The organism is Stappia sediminis, from assembly GCF_009826895.1.
Classification (GTDB): Bacteria; Pseudomonadota; Alphaproteobacteria; order Rhizobiales; family Stappiaceae; genus Hongsoonwoonella; species Hongsoonwoonella sediminis.
The window spans coordinates 385,956-407,045 of the sequence record NZ_WUMV01000009.1 but is presented as its reverse complement, the minus strand read 5'-3'; the positions used below and the strand labels follow the sequence as shown (position 1 = coordinate 407,045).

Genomic DNA, 21,090 nt, shown 5'->3' with positions numbered 1-21,090 from the left:
GTTCCACGCCTATCAGCGCGCCGTCGCCGGCCGAAACCGTCAGATTGCCAACCGCCTCGATCCGCCCGCTCTCGGGCACATGTTCGCCGGATGCCTTCAGGTCAACCGTACCCGTCTTTGCGCTCAAGGTGCCTGACAATGGCGCAAATTCGCTGGAAAATCTGGCGTCCAGTGCAATATCGGTTCGCCCGAGCAGGAAAGCATAAAGTTCCGGCGGCGAGAGAGCCTCGAAATTGCCGTCAAGGTCCGCCACAAGCCTGCGGCCAGCCGAGTTTTGCGAAAGCGTCGCCGTACCCGACACCGTTCGCTCGCCATCGAGTGAGAGTGCAAGATCAGCGCGCCAGTTATCGAGCGGGCCAGCGCCTTTCAGGTCGAAGTCGACCGCCGGCAAGTTCTCTATATCCAGAAGCCGTGCCGTCAGCCCGCCGCGCCCTTCATGAAGGACGAGGGAGAAGTCGAGAGCTTCGAGATCAGGCTGGAAGCGGACATTCACCGACAAATTTCCATCCGCATTATCGGTTCGCTTGACGTCGAGCTTTGCGAGAATTTCCTTAAGGCCCTTCGCCGTTCTGGCGTTGCCGGCCGCAGTAAAGCGCAATGGCGCGCCCACCACCGGCTCGGCAAGGACAATACGCTCCACCTCGAGCGCGTCGATCTGGAGTGGGGGAACCCAGATTCCGCCGGATTGCGAGGAAACCTGCTCTACCGGTTCGCTCGGCACCGGGGCGGGTTTGCGATAGACCTCAACCTCGCCGACGTCTATTGCACGCACAAAGACTACGCCGTGAAGCAACTCCGAGGGTTTCCAGGCGAGAGAGGCATTGGAGACCGAAAGCCAGTCCCCTTGAGAATCGGTCAACGCGAACTTTTCGAGCGACGCATCCAGGCCCCAACCGATCCTGATACCGGAAACCCTGAAGCCGGAGGTGGGCGATGCGCCGAAATGATTGATTACCGCAGCCAGAGCCGTCCGGCCCGGCTCCGTCTGCAAGCCGGCAAGCAACGCCACGACAAGGGCTGCCACGGCAAGAATCAGCAAGATGACGCCCTTCAAGAGGCGTTTTGCAAACCGTTTCAAAACCCGCCGACTTCCGATCAAAAGGCCTGGCTAAGGCCGACATAAACCGCAAAGGACGGATCGTCCTTTCCCGGATCGAGCGGAACGGCCACGTCAAGCCTTAACGGGCCTACGGGAGTGAAATAGCGCAGTCCCGCGCCTATGCCTACCCTAAGGTTTTCAGAGAAGTCGGGATACACTGCCGCGAACGCATTGCCTGCATCCACGAAGCCGACGGCGCCAATCGTCTCGGTAACCTTGAAGCGAATTTCGCCCGAGGTGAGGAAGAAGCTTCGCCCACCCGTGACTTCGCCATTGAGGCGTGGACCGACGTTGCGGTAGGCATAGCCGCGTATCGTACCGCCGCCGCCAAGGAAATAACGCCTCGACGCCGGAATATCCGGCAATTCAGGCCCTATGATGCTACCTGCGGCGACGCGGCCGGCAAGCACGAAGCGTTTGGCTTCATCGAGTGCCTTGTAGGCTGAGAAGTCGCCGCGCAGGAAGAACATCCCGTCCGAGTTCCGCACGTCGTAGGCCGGCTCCCCGAAAAGGGACGCATTTATTCCCTTTGTGGGGTTCAGGATATCATCCCGGCTGTCATACCGGATGTCGGCCGGGATGCCGACGAGAAAATAATTGTGTTTGCCGAAGACGTCCTCTTCATCCGCATAGTAGACTTCGGCTCCCGCGCGCCCGGTGACCTGCTCGTTGAACTGGTGGCGGATGAAGGCATCGGCGGAGATGCTGCGGCTGAGATAGGCGTCGGGATGTTCCTGCTTGGCGCCGATGCTGGCGGTAAAATCCGTCATCGGGCCGAAAGCGCCCGGCTTTTCGAATGCGGCCCTCAACGCATATTCCATGTCGATGACCGATTCGTTTCCGATCCGACCGACCGAGCCTTCTATGCTCAGGAGCTCTCCCCGGCCGAAAAGATTGCGCCTGCGCCAATACCCTTCAACGCCGAAGCCTTCCGAACTCGACCAGTTCGCACCGACGCCGATGACGTGGCGCTTGCGCTCGGAAACCTGGATCGTGATCGGCAGCGAGCCGTTCGGGCCGAGGCTTTCACCCTCGACGATGCGCACGCTCGAAAAGATGCCGAGATCGTTCAGACGCTTCTCGGCCTTTTTCAAGGCCTCGGGATCATAGCGGGAGCCCGTCGGGATAACCGCATATTCAGCCACGAACGCCGGATCGGTGCGGTCCGTGCCTTCAACCATGACCGTCCCGAAAGTCGCCTCCCGTCCAGGGTCGACAGTTAGCGTGACGTCGAGCGTATCGGTATCGTGGTCGGCAATGACTTCGCGGTCCACCACCTCGGCAAGTGGGTAGCCCTCTGCCTTGAGCTCTTCCACAATCGCGTTTTCGGCGCGCAGGATTTTCCGCGATCCCGCGGTTTCCCCCGGGACGAGACCGAAACGGCCCGGATCGTTCATTCCCGCGAAATCCAGCGGCCCTCCGCCCGCCTTGCGAATGGCGACATCGCCGAACCGGAAAACCGGCCCGGCCTTGACCATTATTGTCACGGGAACGGGGCGAGTGTCCGGCAAATCGCCCGAGTCGAGTGCGGCTTCAAGCCCCTCTCCGGCAAGGCGAATGTCGATCGTTCCGCCGTATCGGCCGTCTATAAAGAGGCGACCGACAAGCCGCTCGAAATCGGACACCGCACGCGCTATCAACCCCGCCTCGCCAGAGGGCGGGCTATCCTGCTGAGAAACGAGGATTGACGCTTCTTTCAAGGTATCTTGAAGTTCCTCATCTGCGTCCACCACCGTCAATTCGGCGGTATAGGGCAAAGGGTCGGGCACCTCGACCTGCGGTTCCTCTTCCTTTTTACCGAAGAATGTAAATCCGAAGAGCTCGAACGCAGACGCCGGAGAGACCATCGTGTAGGCCGCGAGCAGGCACAGAATAGCCGCCACAGCTCTTTTGAGCCGCGCCCGTGGTCGGTTCGGTAACTCCAAGCCCTGCTCGCTCACTGATCGGTACGCATTTATCTCGATGATACGCACGAGGAGACCGCTTCGGACCACTTCTCGCGCACCGGCAACCTTTTGCATGTTTCAAACCGACGAGGGACCGCTGCGAGACCGGACTGGACGCAAGGGCAAACACGATCGGTTGAACGGCAATATTCTATCGCCTTGAGGTTAAGGATAGCCTTTTTCGTGTGCGACGTAGCTTACTTCCGGCAGTCTTCCGTATGGAAAGGCGGATTCTGGAGAAGTTTCGTCAGGGTGTGTCAAATCAGCAACGATCATTGCAAGTTCAAACGCCTTGACGCCGGTCGTCCGCAGAATGACGCAGGGATATGGCCGAATCCCTATATAGTCCCAAGCAATGGTGATCGTTTCTCTTGGATTTTCAGTTCGTTAACTCCCCTGCGTTAGATGGTGGCCCAAGGGATACGGCAGGCATCGAAAGGGTGGATTGCCCCATATAAGCGGTTGGCGTTCGTCGGGCTGGAATGCTAACTGAGGGCGTCGACGGGGAATGATCAGGTTGTTAATGCGATTACCAGTGGTTGCACTTTTAAGCGTGCTGTTGGCAGGCTGTGCCGCTTTGCCGGGCCAGGGACCGGCTGCGATTTCAATTACGGCTGAGGATATCGAGAGCGACAACACGAGCGCGCAGTATGCCGTCGTCCCGCTGACGCAGAGTACCGTTTCCACTGTCCAGGCGTACCAGCCTGTCCTGTTCGGGCGGAAATTCGGCGATGTCGGGGGCGGGGGCAGAGCGGCAACGCTCGGAGTGGGCGATAGTCTCGCCATAAATATCTGGGAAGCCGCGCCCGATGGGCTGTTTTCCTCCTCGGCCGGCAAGTCCGTCTCCATACCGACAGTGATCGACCAGTCGGGCTTCATCTTCATTCCCTATGCCGGGCGGATACCCGCGAACGGCAGAACCGTCGAAGGTCTTCGCGTCGCGATTGAGGAGCGGCTGAAGGGAAAGGCGATCGAGCCGCAGGTCTCGGTTCTCGTAGAGGGTAATGAAAGCAACAGTGTCGTTGTCGTCGGCGATGTTGTGAAGCCTGGCCAATACCCGCTCTCGGTGCGTGGATCGCGAATCCTGGAGGTCGTGGCTCAGGCAGGCGGCGCGCGTGAAGCGAGCTACGAAACGGTGGTGACGCTGAAACGCGGGCGAAGCTCGGGAACCGCGCGCTTCGAGGAGTTGATCGATTTTCCTGACAACAACGTGCGCCTCGCGCCGGGCGACAATGTGCTTCTGTCGCACAAGCCGCGCACCTACTCCGCTTTTGGCGCCGTGGGGCAAACCAAGCTTGTGCCGTTCAAGACCGAGAGCGTGACGCTGGCCGAGGCACTGGCGCAAGTGGGTGGCTTGAAGGATTTCTTTGCAGACGCGGGCGGTGTGTTCCTTTTCCGGTATGAAAGCGCGGATCTTCTGCGCCGCGTGAGGCCGGATCTGGAAGGCAGGATCCCCGGAGAAACCTTCCCGGTGGTCTACAAGCTCAATTTCCGGCAACCGAATGCCTTCTTCATGGCGCGGTCGATGGAGATGCGCGACAAGGATGTCATCTACGTTGCCAACCACCCTACGGCCGAATTCGGAAAATTCCTTCAACTCATCGGGCCGCTCTTGAGCAACTACAATGCGGTGAACCGGGTGATCACCAACTGATCGAAGACATTCTGGTGGTCGATCTCGGGAAGCGATGTGCAGGCGCTTGCCAATACCGGACGGAAAGACGGCAGCTGTGGGGGAAAGAAAAACCGTCCTGTTTTTGCAGGGGCCTCCGGGCACATTCATCCGGCACGTCGCGGACGAACTGGAAGTGCTCGGCCACCGTTCACTCAGAATAAATCTCAGCCCGGCGGACTGGTTTTTCTGGCATGACAAGCGTGCCAGGCTTTATCGGGGATCCTTGCGGGATTGGCCGGCCTATCTGGCGCGCTTCGTCGAGGACCACGGCGTTACGGATATCGTCTATTATCAAGACCGCTTGCCTTATCATGCGGCGGCGGCTGAGCTCGCTCATAATCTGGGCCTCAATGCGGTTGCTTGTGAGTTCGGCTATTTGCGGCCGGATTGGATCACGCTGGAGCTTGACGGCATGTCCGTGCTCTCGCGGTTTCCGGATCAGGCGGACGTAATTCTCGCGGCGGCAGGCGATCTTCCCGATGTCGACAGGAGGCCACTTTACAAGCACAGTTTTTTTATTGAAGCTTTCAATGAAGTTCTTTTCAATCTTTTGAATGTATTTTTCTGGTTTATAAGCCCGCGCTTTTCACAGGATAAATATTATCATCCGATTGCTGAGTACCTCTCGATGATTCCGAGATTACTGTTGTCGCGCCACCGAGACAGGAGCGCGACATTTCTGATCGATGATGTGATCGACGCGGGTACTCCGTATTTCGTATTCCCGCTCCAGCTGCAAAGCGACTATCAGCTTCGCTACAATGCCCCTTTCGACCACTTGCTCGATGCCGTCGATATGGTGATGGCGTCGTTTGCGAAAAATGCACAATCGGAAGCGCGTCTTGTCGTCAAGGTCCATCCGCTGGATCAGGGGATCGAACCATGGAAACGCGAGCTTAAGGCCATGGCGCGCCGGCACGGCTTGAAAAAACGCGTCTATATGATCGATGGCGGCAATCTCGATACGCTGTTGAAGAACGCGGCCGGGATGTTGACCGTGAACAGCACGACCGCTCTTCATGCCGTCCGGGTGAATTGTCCGATCAAGGTGCTTGGCATTGCCGTTTACGATATTCCGCGACTGACGGCGCAGGGCGATCTCGATGATTTCTGGCGCGACCCGCCGAGACCGGAGCCGGAACTTGGCATTGCGGTCGAAAAGCTGATGGCCACCGGTATCCAGGTGAAGGGCAGCTTCTACGAAAAAACAGGCCGCAAGATCGCCGCCGCCGAGATCGCGCGCCGGATCGTGGAGGAACGCATCAACCTTCCCGAAGCGCTTCGTGGCCCGTCACCGCGGGTCGCGAAGGCGAAAAAGCTCGGCCTTCCGATCGGATTTGCCGAAATGCTCGCCAAACCACAGAAAACGGACAGGTGGCGGAATGCCGTACGCCGGTGAAAATGCACCAGCGGCCCCAAATGCCACCTGGCCGACAGGGCGCCGGTTTCTATTCTTGCAAGGGCCGTTGTCCCCGCTTTTTCGCCTGATTGGAGCGCGCCTGGAGGCAGCGGGCCATGAAGTCAGGCGGATAAATTTCTGTCTTGGAGACCGATTATGCTGGAGCGGGCCCAATACGCTGTCTTTCAGGGGCAAGCCCGGGGAATGGGCAGGTTTCGTCGCAGCTTTCCTCGATGAGAATGCGATAACGGACCTTGTGGTTCATGGCGATCGGCGGTTCTATCATCGTGTTGCGATCGATGCTGCGAACGCCAAAGGCATCGGTGTGATAGCCTGCGAACTCGGCTATCTGCGGCCGGGGTGGATGACGGTCGAGCGTGGCGGCTTTTCGACGTTGAGCCACTTTCCGGATGATCCTTCGAAAATTCGTGAAATCGCGGCGACAGCCGGGCCCGTCGATCTGACACCGATGTTTCCGGGCAGCTTTGTTCTCGAGGCCTGGCAGGATGTCTCCTATCACCTCGCGAACCTCGCGGGCCGGCCGTTTTATCCGTTTTATCGAAGGCATACGCCGCTTCACCCGCTCAACGATTATGCGGCGTGGCTCATGCGCCTCTCAGGCAGCCGGCGACGGCGCAAACGGGCTCAGGCGACCGAAAGGGACCTTCTTTCGCACGGGAGGCCGTTTTTCGTTGTTCCGCTCCAGATAGACGGGGACTATCAACTCACCGCTCACTCTCCATACGCATCAATGCGTGCGGCACTTGAGGATATCGTTTCGTCTTTCTCAAGGTCGGCGAGGAACGATGCGCGGCTTGCAGTCAAATCCCATCCCAACGACAACGGCATCACGAACTGGGCGAAGGTAGTTGCGGAGTTGGCGGATCGGTATTCGCTCGCGGGCAGGCTTGTGTTTGTTGATGGAGGCAGGCTGGGGGCATTGCTTGAGCGGGCGGCGGGACTGGTGACCGTAAACTCGACCGCAGGACTTGAGGCATTGCGCGTGGGGTGCTCCGTAAAACCGCTTGTCCCGGCACTCTACGACATTCCGGGAATGACGCATCAGGGCGATCTCGACAGTTTCTGGAATGCGCCAGAGAAGCCGGATGGCGAACTTATAAAGGCGTTTATGGCGGCTGTCGCGGCAACGCTTCAGGCGCGTGGGTCGATCCACAATCGCAAGGGGCTGAGTGTCGCGGTGGAAGAGATGGCCCGCCGGATCCTGAGTGACGACCTCAACGAGCCGGGTGGTTTTGTCGATACCCCGCCTCGGCTTGAGCGTGCGCGCAAGGTCGGAGTGCGGCTGTGACGAGGCGCGTTGAGATCATTGATCCCGCGCTCATGCCTCTCAAGGCTCATCTTGAATCGGTCGCCAAACAGCCATCGTTTCAACGACACTTGGCCCGCGGCAAGAAAACCGCGCTTTTTACCGGCCTCTCCTTGAAAGGTTATTCGGCTGCTCGAGAGCGCGCAAAGCGCGAAAACTGCGATGTATTTCTTGCGGGCGAAGGGCCGTTTTCGGATCGGGTCGACAAGGTGTTCGTCTGGCCGGCATCGATCCTGATCGTGCCGGTGCCGCAACCCGTCCTCGAGCGTGCCGCGACGCCGGGCCGTGCCTTGCGGCTGGCGTTGCTTGATATGGCCAAAAGCCGGGAAAGCCAAAGGTCATGGCAGGCAATAGAGCGCAAGATCGCGCAAATCGATCCGATCCTCGCGAAGGCCTTGAGAAGGGGAGGCGCCGTCGCCATCGCTGGAGGCATGCATCTTGGCGCGGACGAAAAGGGAGAAGAATTCGCGCATGAAGCGGTTTCGCTGTCGGAGGTGCTGGTCTTCGATGCACTTTGGTTTCCCGACCCCTATTCGCAGTCGGGCTTCCTTGATCCCTGGACGGCACTGGATGCGCTCGGTGCAGGAGCGCAGGCGCTGAAGGACAATTCTCTTCCGGCTTTTTGCGCTGGTGCGCAGTCCTGGAACCACGCTTCCATCAGCGCGGCTTTCGGAACGGCTGTGTCACCTGTGACGTTTTGCGCAGCGTTGGATGAGGCGATCGAACGGGCAGCGGAAGCAAATGGACGCGTCATTTCCTGGGCCGGTAAAACCGACAATGCGCTGTCATCCTTTGCCGCTGCGCGCGGTGTGGAACTCATCAGGATCGAGGATGGCTTCATCCGGTCCGTTGGGCTTGGTGCTGGGTTGGTCGGCGGCGCGATGATTGCGTGTGACGATGAGGGCATCTACTACGATGCGACGCGACCAAGCCGCATGGAACGACTGCTCGCGACCGAGACCCTGAGCGAAGACGACAAAGCGCGCGGCCGAAACTTGCGGGAGCGCATCGTCGAATTGAGGCTTACCAAATATAATGTCGGTCGACGAGCCGTGGCTCTCGACCTGCCAACAGACAAGGAAATTGTCCTTGTGCCGGGGCAGGTCGCGGACGACGCGGGGATCAGGCGATCGCTTTCTTCGGTCATTGATTGCAAAACTACTGCGAACGTAAATCTTGACCTGCTGCGTCTGGTTCGAGCGAGAAATCCGGATGCGCATATAGTCTACAAGCCGCATCCGGACGTACAGGCGCGGCTCAGAAAGGGCAAGATTGCGGCGTCGGAACTGCAGGGGCTTGCCGACCGGATAGTGCCGGACATCGATATCCTGGAACTGATCGGGCTTTGTGACCGTGTCGAGACGTTTTCGTCACTCTCCGGCTTCGAGGCGCTCATTCGGGGCAAGCCGGTCACAGTTTACGGAATGCCGTTTTATGCCGGCTGGGGATTGACCAAGGACACCGGCTTTTGTGCGCGCCGCAACCGTAATCGATCCGTCGATGAGCTTGTTTACATAGCACTTGTGAAATATTGCCGGACGATAGACCCGGTATCCATGAAATCTTGCACGCCGGAATATCTGCTGGAGCGACTTGCACGACGGCGCGAAAGCGTCTGGCACACTTTCAAGGTACGCGCGCTAAGCGAATTATCATGGGTAGGACGCAAGCTCGGATTTTGATCGGGCATTTGAAATGTGGCGGTGAAGCCCGCTATCGGTGAGCCATCTCCTCGAATACATCCATATCGCCTTCAACCGACAGCCAGTCCGGTTTGGTGCGGGCGAACACGAACCTCTCGATCTCATACCAAAATGTCGGGCTGTCGAATGTTCCGCCTGCTATCCCTCGGAAACCGGGCAGAAACTCCAGTGTCCACGTAACGGTGGTGCCGCAGTGCGGGCAGAATTCGCTATCTATCCAGCGACCGGCATCGGAAAAAAGCCGGTATCGCTTCAATTCTCCAGCCGTGAACTCGACATCTTCCGTGCCGAAATAGACGGAAATGCCCAACGCGCTTCCCGTGCGCTTCTGGCACCAGCGACAGGAACAGACGCTGACCCTTTGCGGCTGGCCGGATGTCCGATAACGGATGTTTCCGCAAACGCATCCGCCTTCATGCTGTTCCGACATTCGTCTCTCCAATGAAAGCGTGCAGCGCAATTCGTCGGCGCGGGCTGCTTGTTTAAAGTGAATGGTATCGAAAATCGGAACGCTGAAAAACGATTGTAAGCTTTCGGTCGTGACCCGGGGATTGTGGTCAGCCGCCTTTTGCCAGAAGCGCGCTCACATCGTAGTCTGCGCCTCTGACAATCGCCAATTCCTCGGCGACTATCTCCACGGCACGATCGATCTGATCGAATGTGTGCTCACTGGTAATGAAGAAGCGCAACCTTGCGGATTTTTCTGCGACCGCCGGAAAGATGATGGGCAAGGCGTTGATCCCGCGCTCCAGAAGCCGGTTCGAAAGGATGGCCGCGCGCGGTGAATCTCCGACAATAACCGGAACGACCGCGTACCCTGCGCTCGGTCCGATATCCAATCCGGCGGCTTTCGCCTTCTCCAGGAAACGTTGGCCATTTTCCTGCAGGCTTGCAACGCGCTCCGGCTCCTGCTTCATCACCTCAATGGATGCAATCGCAGCCGCGCCAAGCGCGGGAGAAAGGCCAACGGAAAAGACGAAGCCAGGCGCCGTAGCGCGAAGATAATCACAGAGCGCTTTCGAGCCGGCGATATATCCACCGCAGGCGGAAAACGTCTTGGACAGCGTGCCCATCCAGACCTCGACGGCGTTCGGGTCGACCCCGAAATGTTCGGCAATTCCACGGCCGGTATTTCCCATGACGCCCATGGAATGAGCCTCGTCGACCAAAAGCCAGGCGTCGTGCTCCTGTTTCAAGGCAAGAAGTTTCGGAAGGTCCGGAAAATCCCCATCCATCGAGTAGATGCCCTCGACGGCAATCAGCACGCGCTCATATTTGTGCCGATTGGCGACAAGGAGGTTTTGCAGGGCCTCCAGATCGTTGTGACGGAAGTTCAGGCGCGTTGCGCCCGAAAGACGCGCACCCTCGGAAACGGAATTATGGATCAAGGCATCCGTCAGGATGAGATCCGACTTGCCGAGCAGATGGCCGATCGTGGTGACGTTGGTTGCGTGGCCGCTCACCATGACGATGGCATCTTCAACACCGTGAAGATCCGCTAGCGCGTGTTCCAGCTCGCCATGAAACGGCCGTTCTCCCGCGACGACCCGGCTGGCGGAAACACTGGTTCCGAAGCGCTCCACCGCCGCCTTTGCCGCCTCGACGACGTGGCTGTGCCCATTGAGACCAAGATAATTGTAGGACGCGAAATTGTCGTAACGTCGCCCATCGATAAGGGTTTCTCCGGCGGCGAGTGCATCATGCGGCCGGAAAAACGGATTTCCGATGCCCATGCGGTCTGCAAGTGCCCGCTGCATCATCAGTTGCTTGACCTGGGGCAACGAACCGAAATCGAAAGACTTGGCATCCGTTCCGTTCGCGGAGCCAGTGCCCTGCCGCATCGATTTGCTTTGGTTGGCGTTGCCTGACTGGCGCTGCGACCGCTTTTCCGTTCGCAGGCTCTCCAGAAGCTTTGCGCGATCTCCCGCGGCCAGCCCTTTGGATTTTCCGATGTCTTCGCTCAAAGCAGTGATCTCAGCTTGTCGCTTTCTGCTTCGATGTTATCAACAATTTCCGTAAAGTCAGCAAGGTCGGCATCCTGGATATGTTGGCCCGCGAGGTTTCGTGCCTCGCGAGACAGGCCCGCCGAACTATCTTCTCCTCCTTTGACGCTGGCCAGAACCTTCGCTGAGATGTCGGCAAGCGTTGTGCCATTGGCGAGCGACATCAAAGGTATATCAACGCCAAGTTGCCGCTCAGCGCCCATGCGCAGTTCCAGCGCCATAAGCGAATCCATGCCGATGTCCGACAGCGGTCGTTTGGCATCGATTTCATCTGCGGATACGCGCAGGATCTTTCCGATCTCCTTTGCAAGAAGGCCGGTAACCAGCGTGTTCGCTTCCTTGTCGGACAGGCTTTCAACCATGCCCGCCAGATCGATTTCCCCATCACTTGCGCCTGCTTCATCGGCATCGTTGAGGGCGAGAAGATCGACAAGTGGCGTGGACAGGAGCTTGAGGTCGCGCCTTGCAGCCTGCCAGTCGATGCGGGCATAGCCGGCGGCGGCAAGGCCGACTTCGTCTTGTGGCCGGCCCATCAGATCGAAAAGGCCGTCGAGAGCTTCGCGTGCCGTGAGCGCGTGGCGACCGAGCTTTCGAGCCAGAAGATCGCTCACCTCGCTGTTGCGTGCGAGATATCCGGCATCGGAGATGGCGCCCCAGGAGACGGCAAGCGCCGGCAGACCTTTCGCGCGCCTGCTGCGGGCAAGCCCTTCAAGGTACCCGTTTGCAGCGACATAATTCGCCTGGCCAGGATTTCCGACGAGTGTCGTCGCAGATGAAAACAGCACGAAGTGATCGAGCGGATCCTTCGCCGTCAGCCGATCGAGGATCTGTGCCCCGCGCACTTTTGGAGCCAGTACCTTCGAAAGGGCTTCATGCTCAAGATTTGCCATGAGCACGTCTTCGATGACCATGGCGGTGTGAAATACGCCGCGGATGGGCGGCAGAGACTTGCGCGCTTCCTCGAGGCTTTGCGCGACGGCGCTTTCCGACGTGACGTCGCATTCTCGCGCATGAACCTGTGCCCCCATGGCTTCAAGTTCATCAATCGCGGCTTTCGTGGCGTCGGATGCGGCCCCGCTTCGCGAAAGCACCAGAAGATGGCGCGCGCCCGAATGGGCCATCCGCTTCAGGAGTTCGGTTCCAAAACCGCCGAAACCACCCGCGACGACATAGGTCGCATCGGGGAGAAGTTCGCAAACCTGTGAAACGGACTCTGATCCAAGTACTTGCGGCGGCGTTAGCACGATCTTGCCGATATGTCCGGCCTGCTGCATCAGCCGGAAGGCATCGACAGCCTTATCGGCCTTGAACTGCCTATAGGGGAGGGGTGACAAGGCGCCCTGCTCGAACAAGGCGACGAGGTCGCCGAACAGCTTTTCGGCTAGCGGGCGCTGGCGCGTCAGTAGTTGATCCGCGTCTATGCCGAAGTACGAAAGGTTCTGACGGAACGGCCGGAGCCCGATATGCGTGTTCTCGAAAAAGTCCCGTTTGCCCAGCTCCAGGAATCTGCCGAATGGGCGCAGAACCTCGATGCTGCGTTCCATCGCCTCGCCGTAGAGCGAATTCAAGACGACATCGACGCCGTCGCCGCCGGTCAATTCCATAACCTGGTCGACGAATTCGAGGCTGCGGGAATCAAGAACATGATCCGCACCAAGAAGCCGGAGAAAGGAGCGCTTCTCCTCCGATCCGGCCGTTGCGATTACCCGCGCGCCTTTCCATTGGGCAATCTGAAGCGCAGCCAGGCCGACGCCACCCGCACCACCATGAATCAGGACCGTCTCGCCGTCGCAAAGGTGGGCCAATTGGCAAAGCGCGTAGTAAGCGGTAAGGAATGTCACCGGGATCGTGGCCGCTTCTTCGGCACCGAGCACATCCGGGGCAGGGGCGCAGGCAGCTTCCGTTACCGTAACATGCGAGGCGAAGCAGGCGGGGGCAAAGGTGATTACCCTGTCACCTACATTGAAGCGGCTGGCGTCTTTTCCTGCCCGTACAACCCGGCCGCAACATTCCATGCCGAGGGTCGGGCCCGCGAAACCGTCTTCCAGCGCCTCCTCCGGCAAAAGCCCGAGCGCCCACATGACGTCCCTGAAATTCAGACCACTCGCCTCGACTGCGATTTCGATCTCGTCGCCGGAAGGCTCGACGCGCTTTTCCGCGTGCCAGACAAGCTCGTCGAGCGATCCCTGGCGGCGGATATCGAGGCGCATCGCCGTATCTTCGCGGCCGTGCCCGGCCCCCCGCATTGCGGTGCTTCCTTCGTCTCGCTGGAGGCGAAGGCCGTAGAGCTTGTCGTCATTGACGATGATCTCGCGTTCATCAGTGCCGGAGCGAAGGATTTGCGAAATGACGCGCGCGCACTCCAGCGGATCCGCATCCGGGTCGACGTCTATGAGGCTGAGGTCGATGCCCGGAAACTCATTCATCGCAACGCGCGCGAATGACCAAACGGCCGTTTGTACCGGATCGGCCGGACTTGCCGTGACAAGATCGCGCTGCGCTCCCGGGGCGACGATCCTGACAGAGGTCGCCGACGTTCCGATTGCCCGAAAAAGCGTGGTCAGGAACCAGACGCGCGAATCCACCGCCTGTTGATGATCGACGGCGCCGTCACAAGCGTCGGCAAGGCAGACAATGCCCGCGTTTGCCGTGTCGACAAGGTCCCGCAGGCGTTCGGAGTCGTTATCCGGCGATATCGTCCAGACCCCTTCCGCGTCTTCCTCAGTCGTTTCCCCGGGGGTCGCGATGGAAACATGTATGCCGTGCGCATGCAGGACCGACCCGAGGCTTTTGGCTATCTGCCGGCTTTTCCCTTCCGGTTCGCAAATCACCAGCAAGCGGGACGGCTCATCCGTTCCGGCTCCGTCGGAATGGACATCAGCTTCACGGTGCTTTTCGCCTGCGCGGGCCAAAAGCACCGTGCCTTCGACGATCTTCGAGGAAAGTTCGTATGTATCGACGGTTGCGAAGCCTGCACCGAGAAGGGCGGAACGCCACTCGTCCGGCCATTGAAAGCCGGACATCGGAAGATCGGGCGAAACGCCTTTTTCCCACCAATCCTGACCGACGCCCCGGATAAGGTCGTCCATAATTGTCGGGACGGGCTCGACTGCGAATAGAACACCTTCGGTCGCCAGAAGCTCGTTCAGCCGAAGGCGTGAACGATCGTGCAAGGATCCCAGGCCGCCTGCCGACAGGATAATGTCAAACGGCCCCGAAGCGTCGACCTTCTCATCGTCAAGTGCAAGGAAACGAACTTCGCCGCTACCTTTCCAGTCTTCCTTGAGGCGGTGTTGCATTGCCTCGTCTTCACCGGCGATGACAAGCCTGCAGCGAGCGGGATCCATGAACGGCGCGATTGCCCGGGCAATCGCGTTATCGCGCGGTCCGGCAATCAGGACGGCAAGCGTGCGCTCGTGCGGCCAGCGCTTGATGGCATCGCGAGCTATGCCGATAGCGCCTTCGACGAGGGCCTGAACCGAAGGTGAAGATGACCGATATCCTTCGTAGAGGGAAGGCGCAAACCAGTTTTCGGCTTTTTCCGGCAGGCCGTCTCTCAGCAGTCCGGGAAGCGCTTTGTCGAGTCTTGCGAGAAGTGCGGCAGGCGCAACGTGATCGCCCGCCTCCTGAACAACCGTTTGCAGCAGGGCATTTACCGGCGGATGCGCGGAGGGATTGTCGAGCCGCCAGCCGGTTTCGGTTTCTTCGGCGATCCCCGCAGTTTGCAGCCAGTGCAAAAGTGCATAAACGAGCGGGCGCGCATTCTCGGCGATGTTGCCTGTGGCAATAAGGCTTTCGGCATCGAATTCCGCGTCGCCAACGATCGCGTAAAGAGAATTGTGAGCGATTGCGCGCGATAGTGCTTCCAGAAGGAGGGGCGCGTCGTCAAATTCCTTGGCTTCTCCTGTAACGACGCCTGTTTCGCGCAAGAACGCATCACCTTGCCCCAGTAATTCGCGTGCCGGTGACGTGGTCTGGGCATCCGGCAAGAGACGGGCGATCGTTCGATAAGAGAGTCTTTCCTCGCGCGCATCAATTCCGAGTTGCACGGCCTTGAAGCGCGCCTTGGCCAAGCGGGCCACGATGAGGCCGTCGGCATTCAGGAAGTCGAAGCTGGCCTCAACGGAGCGCGGAGAGGCGCGGGTGACCCTGATATGCACCTGCGTCGGGTCTTCCTGCGGCCTGAATAGCTTCAGACGCCCGATACGAACAGGCAGAAAGCTTTTCTTGCCCGTCGCTTCACCTTCGTTGCCGGCCAGAAGCGCAAACAGGCCATGGAAGCCGGCATCAAGAAGCGTCGGACACAATGCGAAACTGTAAGTCTCAACTGCCGGCGAACGCTGAAGAAGATCGACACGGGCGGTGTGATCGTCCAGACGCGCCACACGCTTCACTCGGCGGAATGCGGGGCCATAATTGAGGCCATAAGACGCCGTCAGTTCATAGAGCGCGTTTTCATCAAGAGTGGTTTTCGCCTCGCCTTCGCCAATTGAAGACAGCTTCGTTTCCACATCGCCTGTAAGCGTAACGAAACGCCCGCGTGCGTGCAGAGACCACTCGGCGTGCTGAAGCCGGGGACGGCTGAATATCTCGATGACGCGATCATCGGCCGAAAGCCGAACCATTGTTTCGCGCATTCCGCCGCCGTCGAATACCATCGGCCGGAATATCTCGAAATCGCGAAGTTCGATCCCGGGCTTTCCCGTCCACTGCTCAACCGCCCGCAAGGCCATGGCGACGAAGCCGGCAGCCGGAAAGACGGCCGCTTCCTCCACCTTGTGATCGAGGAGGAACGGATAGCGCTGCGGATCGCAATGATCGTACCATTCGGTTGAACTGGCGTTGAACCGATATCCAAGCAGCGGCCAGTTCTGGCCGAACATCGCCTGGTTCTGTTCGTCCGTCGAAGCGGGTTTGAATTCCTCGTTCTGCCAGGGATAAGCGGGCAATGAGCCGGGCATACGCCCACGCGAGCCGACGAAGGCATCAAGGTCCACGTACCCGCCATTGACGAATACGCTGGCAGCCACGCGCTCGACCGGATTGATGTCAGGCTCAAAGTCCTCGCAGGCGTCGAGCGAAGGAACCACGCGTCCGTCTTTTTCGCGTTCCCTGATATTGTCGTTGATGTATGTCGCGAGGATCGGCTTTGGCCCGATCTCTACGAAAACGGCAGCATCATCTTCAAGAATGCGCGCAACGGCTTTCTCGAATTGCACAGGCCTGCGCACGTTACGCCACCAGTAGCCTGCATCGAGAAGGGGGGATTCCGTATCCTCATCGACCGTCGATACGAAGCGGATTTCCGGTTTCCGGGTTTCGATGTTTGCCAGATCGCTCAAAAGCGGCGCTTCGATCGTGTCGACAAGGGCGCAATGGAACGGATAGGCGATCTTCAAGCGGCGCATCGCCCAGCGGTTCTTGCGAGCGTGGCGGGCAAACCCCTCCAGGCTTTCCGAAGGGCCGGAGATCGTCACGCTTCGCGCGCTGTTGACGGCTGCGATTTCCAGGCCGGGAAAGGCGGGATCATCGATTGCCGCGCGGGCGGCATCCGCGGACAATAGCAACGCGGCCATTCCACCAAGATCGCGCGTCACTTCCTGATGGGCCGAGCGCGCATGAACGACCTTGACGGCATCCGCAAGCCCAAGCGCTCCCGAAGCCCAGGCGCCCGCAACTTCGCCGACACTATGGCCGATCACCGCATCTGGACGTACGCCTTTTTCCCGTAGTGACTGAACGAGCGATACCTGGAGGGCAAAGAGAAGCGGCTGCGCAACCGCGGCACGATCGATTTCTTTTTCAAGGTCTTCTGAAAACAGCATCGTTTCCAGAGACCAGCCGGCGAGCCCCTTGAAGATTTCGTCGATATTCCGGAAAGCAGTTCGGAATGCGGCATCGGCAAAGAATGCATCGCGGCCCATGCCGGGCCATTGGGAGCCATTGCCGGAAAATGCGAAAACCACTTTCAGTGATTGCGCGCCAGCATAGCCAGCCACTACGGCCGGTGTCTTGCGGCCTTCGAGATGCGCATCCAGCGCATTTACCTTGTCGGCGGCGGTCGCGCCGTGAATGACGATACGTTCCGTAAGCGCGTCGCGATTGTGAGCGGCCGCCGCAATCAGTGCAGCAGCGGAAGTTGCATCCTTCCCCGAGGCGAGAAGTTGCCGGTAGTCATCGGATAATGCGCTCAATGCTTCCCGGCTTTTAGCCGAGACGACGAGAGGCGCGCTTTCCGCCGCAGGGCTTGGAGGCAGGCGGGAAGCTTCGCCATCGGCAATAACGACATGGGCATTCGTGCCGCCGAAGCCGAAGGAGTTGATGCCGGCCAGCCGAGGACGAGAATTGCGTTCCAGCGGCACCTGGTCGCTGGCGACAGAGAGGTTCAACCCCTCGAAGTCGATATCGGGATTCGGAGTTTCAAAGTGCAGTGAACGGGGGAAACAGTCGTGGCGCAGCGAAAGAACGGCTTTTAGCAAGCCTGCTGTGCCGGACGCCGATTCCAGATGCCCGATGTTGGTCTTGACCGACCCTATGGGGAGCACGGAACCTCGCCCGCGTGCGAGCACGGTACCAATGGCGCTGGCTTCGGCGGGGTCGCCGACACGGGTGCCGGTGCCATGCGCTTCTATGAACGCCAGATCGTTTACGTCGAGTTCCAGCTTGCCGTAAATCTCACGGAGCAGATCAGCCTGCGCAAAAGAGGAGGGAAGCGACAGCCCGACGGTGCGCCCGTCCGAATTCAGGCCGGACGCGACGATACGTGCATGAATCTCGTCGCCCCGCTCGCGCGCCACGTCCATTCGGCGAAGGATCAGCGCCACAGCACCCTCGGAGCGAACGTAGCCGTCTCCATTGGCATCGAAAGCCCTGCAAAGGCCTTGCTCGGACAGCATCGATGCGCGCGAAAACCCTACGAACGACAGCGGGCTCAGCAGCATGTTGACGCCGGCCACGATCGCCGTGTCGACCTGACCGCTGTCCAGAGCGTTTATCGCCTCGTGCAGGGCGACGAGCGATGACGAGCATGCCGTGTCGACGGTGAAGCTGGGCCCGCGCAGGTTGTAGATATAGGAAATCCGGTTGGAGATGATCGACAATGTATTGCCGGTCATCAATTGGACGTCCGCCGCTGCCGGATCGAATACGAAACGGTGATGGTAATCGATGGAAGATGCGCCCACGTAAACGCCCGCGCCGGACTCGGAAAGTTCACTCGGCTTGATGCCCGCGTGCTCGAGCGCTTCCCAGACGACCTGCAGCAACAGCCGTTGCTGCGGGTCCAACTGGATCGCCTCGCGAGGCGAAATGCCGAAAAAGCCGGGATCGAAGCCCCAGACATCGTCGATGATACCCGCTGCGAACGTATAGCTCTTGCCCGCCGCGCTGCGATCCGGGTGAATGAAGCGAGCCGTGGGAAAGCGATCGTCGCCGATCGAGGTAACGGAGCATTCGCCGGATTTCAGAAGACGCCAGAATTCATCGGCGGACGCGGCGCCGGGCAGGCGGGCTGCATAGCCCGAAATTGAAACCTCACAACCCCTGAATGCCATTCCAATCGCCGTTCAATCCGGAATTTCCAAAGTTGAGCCCATTCTCTTGATCCTCCAACCATCAAACGTCCGCCCGCAACGCCGCCGGGCCGATGCAATGCCGCCTGATTTAGCCGGAGCAGAGCCGGGCTGATTCACGTTTAAACGTGCCGGGTCATTTGATGAATGGTCCTCTCGTAACGAAACCGGCGCACTTAAGCAGTTGATTTGATAATGGCTGGTCGGGCCATATGCAACTGCGGTACTCGCACAGCGTAATCTTAGCTAGGAAATTAACGAAGACGCAGCGTTTATAATTGGGTCGCACTCCCGCGGGACACTTGATTGTGGATAATCGCGGAATTGCCGGCTCTCGGTGTGCAATGTTGGCGTCCGGCACCCGCGCCGCGTTGCGAAGAGACCGTGCGTCGCTGGTGGGATGATCGCAAAGGGCGTGTACCGTTGGAAAATCATGCTCCGGTCGAAGGGATATTTGGGCGGGTGTTTCCTTGCAAATCGCGAAGGACGGCTATACCTGCTGCCTGTCCGAACGCAAAGGAGGCTGCGGTGGCCGATTTGGAACTCGCGAAGAAGTTGAATGCGATCGCCTGGGCGGCCGGCGCCATTACGCTTGAGTATTTTCAGGTCGATACGGCGGTGGAAAGCAAGGCGGACGACTCGCCGGTGACGCAGGCCGACCGGGCGGTCGAGGAGTTCATTCTTGCCGAACTCGAAAAAGCGTGCCCCGGCATTCCCGTTGTCGCGGAAGAAGCGGTCAGCGCTGGTTCCGTGCCCGCCTCAGCGGACCGTTTCTTCCTCGTCGATCCGCTGGACGGTACGAAGGAATTCATCGCCGGACGGTCGGATTATACGGTCAATATCGCACTTATCGAAAAGAACCAGCCGGTATGCGGCGTCGTGCATGCGCCAGCGCGCGGAACATCCTATGCGGGCGGGCGTGAGTGTGGCGCGTATCTGTGCCGAGGTGAGGAATTCGGCGATAGCGCCTCGCGCATAGCGGTTCGACACGCCGACCCGGCTGGCATCGTGGCGGTAGCGAGCCGATCCCACAATTCGCCTGAGACCGATGCGTTTCTTGCGAAGTTCGAAATCGCGGAGAGGGTTTCCGTGGGCTCCTCCCTGAAGTTTTGTCTGCTGGCGGCGGGAGAGGCCGATCTTTATCCGCGTTTCGGCCGCACCATGGAGTGGGATACGGCCGCCGGCCATGCCGTTCTACTGGCAGCCGGCGGGGGTGTAATGACGGATGCGGGCGTACCACTCGCCTACGACAAGCGCGACCAGACGAGCGATTCCGATTTCGCCAATCCGCATTTCATCGCGTTCGCCGATCCCGAAATCGGTTCTAAGGTCGAAAAAATGCTCAAGTCGACGGATATCGCCAAGGTCGGTTGAACCATCCACGGCCTGTCCAAGTGCGCCGAGTTCAATATCAAGTCGCCGGCTCGAAGCGAGCCCAAGTATTCGGAGTTGTCGATCGTGCCTCAAAGGCGTAGCCATCTTAAAAGACTGGAAGCGGAATCGATCCGCATCATCCGCGAAGTCGCGGCGGAAATGAAAAAGCCGGTCATGCTCTATTCGATCGGCAAGGATTCCAGCGTCATGCTGCACCTTGCGCGCAAGGCGTTTTATCCTGCTCCGCCGCCGTTTCCGCTCATGCATGTGGATACGACCTGGAAGTTTCGCGAGATGATCGAATTCCGCGACCGTATGGCCGCGGAAGCTGGAATGGAGCTGATTGTCCATACCAACCTTCAGGGCAAGGCGGACAATATCAATCCTTTCGATCACGGATCGTCGTACTACACTCAGGTCATGAAGACGGATGCGCTGAAGCAGGCGCTCGATATGCACAGGTTCGACGCCGCTTTCGGCGGTGCGCGGCGGGATGAGGAAAAATCCCGTGCGAAAGAGCGCATCTTCTCGTTCCGCACGGCCGCGCATGCGTGGGATCCCAAGAACCAGCGCCCGGAACTCTGGTCCATCTACAACACGCGCGTGAAGCAGGGCGAATCCATCCGTGTCTTCCCGCTGTCCAACTGGACCGAGCTGGATATCTGGCAGTACATCCTGGCGGAAAACATCCCCATTGTGCCGCTTTACTTCGCCGATCACCGCCCTGTCGTGGAGCGGGATGGCACGATTATCATGGTCGATGACGAGCGCATGCCTCTGAAGGACGGAGAAAGCCCCGAAATGCGGCTCGTCCGCTTTCGAACACTTGGCTGCTATCCACTGACCGGCGCCGTTGAATCGGGGGCAAACACACTCGAAGAGATCGTCGAGGAAATGCTGATTGCCAGGACCTCGGAGCGTTCCGGGCGAATGATCGACCACGACGATTCTGCGTCGATGGAAAAGAAGAAGCGCGAAGGCTATTTCTGAGGG

10 protein-coding genes and 1 pseudogene are annotated in these 21,090 nt (G+C 59.2%); 6 read left to right on the top strand and 5 right to left on the bottom strand.

The genetic code is table 11. The features are described from left to right. Positions 1 to 1,039, bottom strand: a pseudogene (locus tag GR183_RS20220) (hypothetical protein); the annotation flags it as partial. 56 nt (positions 1,040 to 1,095) lie between these two features. Continuing rightward, positions 1,096 to 2,982, bottom strand: a complete 1,887-nt coding sequence (locus GR183_RS20215; protein ID WP_208999934.1) for an autotransporter assembly complex protein TamA — start codon at positions 2,980 to 2,982, stop codon at positions 1,096 to 1,098. 598 nt (positions 2,983 to 3,580) lie between these two features. Between GR183_RS20215 and GR183_RS20210 the strand changes: the two genes are divergently transcribed. The 4 genes from GR183_RS20210 (at position 3,581) to GR183_RS20195 (ending at position 9,128) form a co-directional block, all read left to right on the top strand. Next, positions 3,581 to 4,699, top strand: a complete 1,119-nt coding sequence (locus GR183_RS20210; RefSeq protein ID WP_208999933.1) for a polysaccharide biosynthesis/export family protein — start codon at positions 3,581 to 3,583, stop codon at positions 4,697 to 4,699. Between the two features lie 76 nt (positions 4,700 to 4,775). Continuing rightward, positions 4,776 to 6,119, top strand: coding sequence for a capsule polysaccharide biogenesis protein (locus GR183_RS20205; RefSeq protein WP_208999932.1), 1,344 nt, complete (start codon positions 4,776 to 4,778; stop codon positions 6,117 to 6,119). Positions 6,120 to 6,186: 67 nt separating this feature from the next. Then, complete coding sequence (locus tag GR183_RS20200; RefSeq protein WP_208999931.1) at positions 6,187 to 7,428, top strand: capsule polysaccharide biogenesis protein; 1,242 nt, start codon at positions 6,187 to 6,189, stop codon at positions 7,426 to 7,428. Next, positions 7,425 to 9,128: a capsular polysaccharide export protein, LipB/KpsS family gene (locus tag GR183_RS20195; protein ID WP_160777470.1), complete on the top strand. Its 1,704-nt coding sequence runs from the start codon at positions 7,425 to 7,427 to the stop codon at positions 9,126 to 9,128. Before GR183_RS20200 ends, GR183_RS20195 begins: the two co-directional genes overlap by 4 nt. Before the next feature lie 31 nt (positions 9,129 to 9,159). Here the strand turns inward: GR183_RS20195 and GR183_RS20190 are convergent, their stop codons facing one another. The 3 genes from GR183_RS20190 to GR183_RS20180 form a co-directional block, all read right to left on the bottom strand. Beyond that, complete coding sequence (locus tag GR183_RS20190; protein ID WP_160777469.1) at positions 9,160 to 9,579, bottom strand: GFA family protein; 420 nt, start codon at positions 9,577 to 9,579, stop codon at positions 9,160 to 9,162. Between the two features lie 127 nt (positions 9,580 to 9,706). Next, a complete protein-coding gene (locus tag GR183_RS20185; protein WP_244313820.1) occupies positions 9,707 to 11,113 on the bottom strand; it encodes an aminotransferase class I/II-fold pyridoxal phosphate-dependent enzyme in 1,407 nt (468 codons plus the stop codon). Further along, entirely contained in the window at positions 11,110 to 18,705 is a 7,596-nt protein-coding gene (locus tag GR183_RS20180; protein ID WP_160777468.1) for a type I polyketide synthase, read from the bottom strand. Before GR183_RS20180 ends, GR183_RS20185 begins: the two co-directional genes overlap by 4 nt. A 546-nt stretch (positions 18,706 to 19,251) precedes the next feature. Between GR183_RS20180 and cysQ the strand changes: the two genes are divergently transcribed. Next, on the top strand, positions 19,252 to 20,097 hold the full coding sequence (cysQ, locus tag GR183_RS20175; protein WP_312846863.1) for a 3'(2'),5'-bisphosphate nucleotidase CysQ: 846 nt from the start codon (positions 19,252 to 19,254) through the stop codon (positions 20,095 to 20,097). Positions 20,098 to 20,172: 75 nt separating this feature from the next. After that, a complete protein-coding gene (gene cysD / locus GR183_RS20170; protein WP_160777467.1) occupies positions 20,173 to 21,087 on the top strand; it encodes a sulfate adenylyltransferase subunit CysD in 915 nt (304 codons plus the stop codon). Positions 21,088 to 21,090 lie beyond the last annotated feature (3 nt).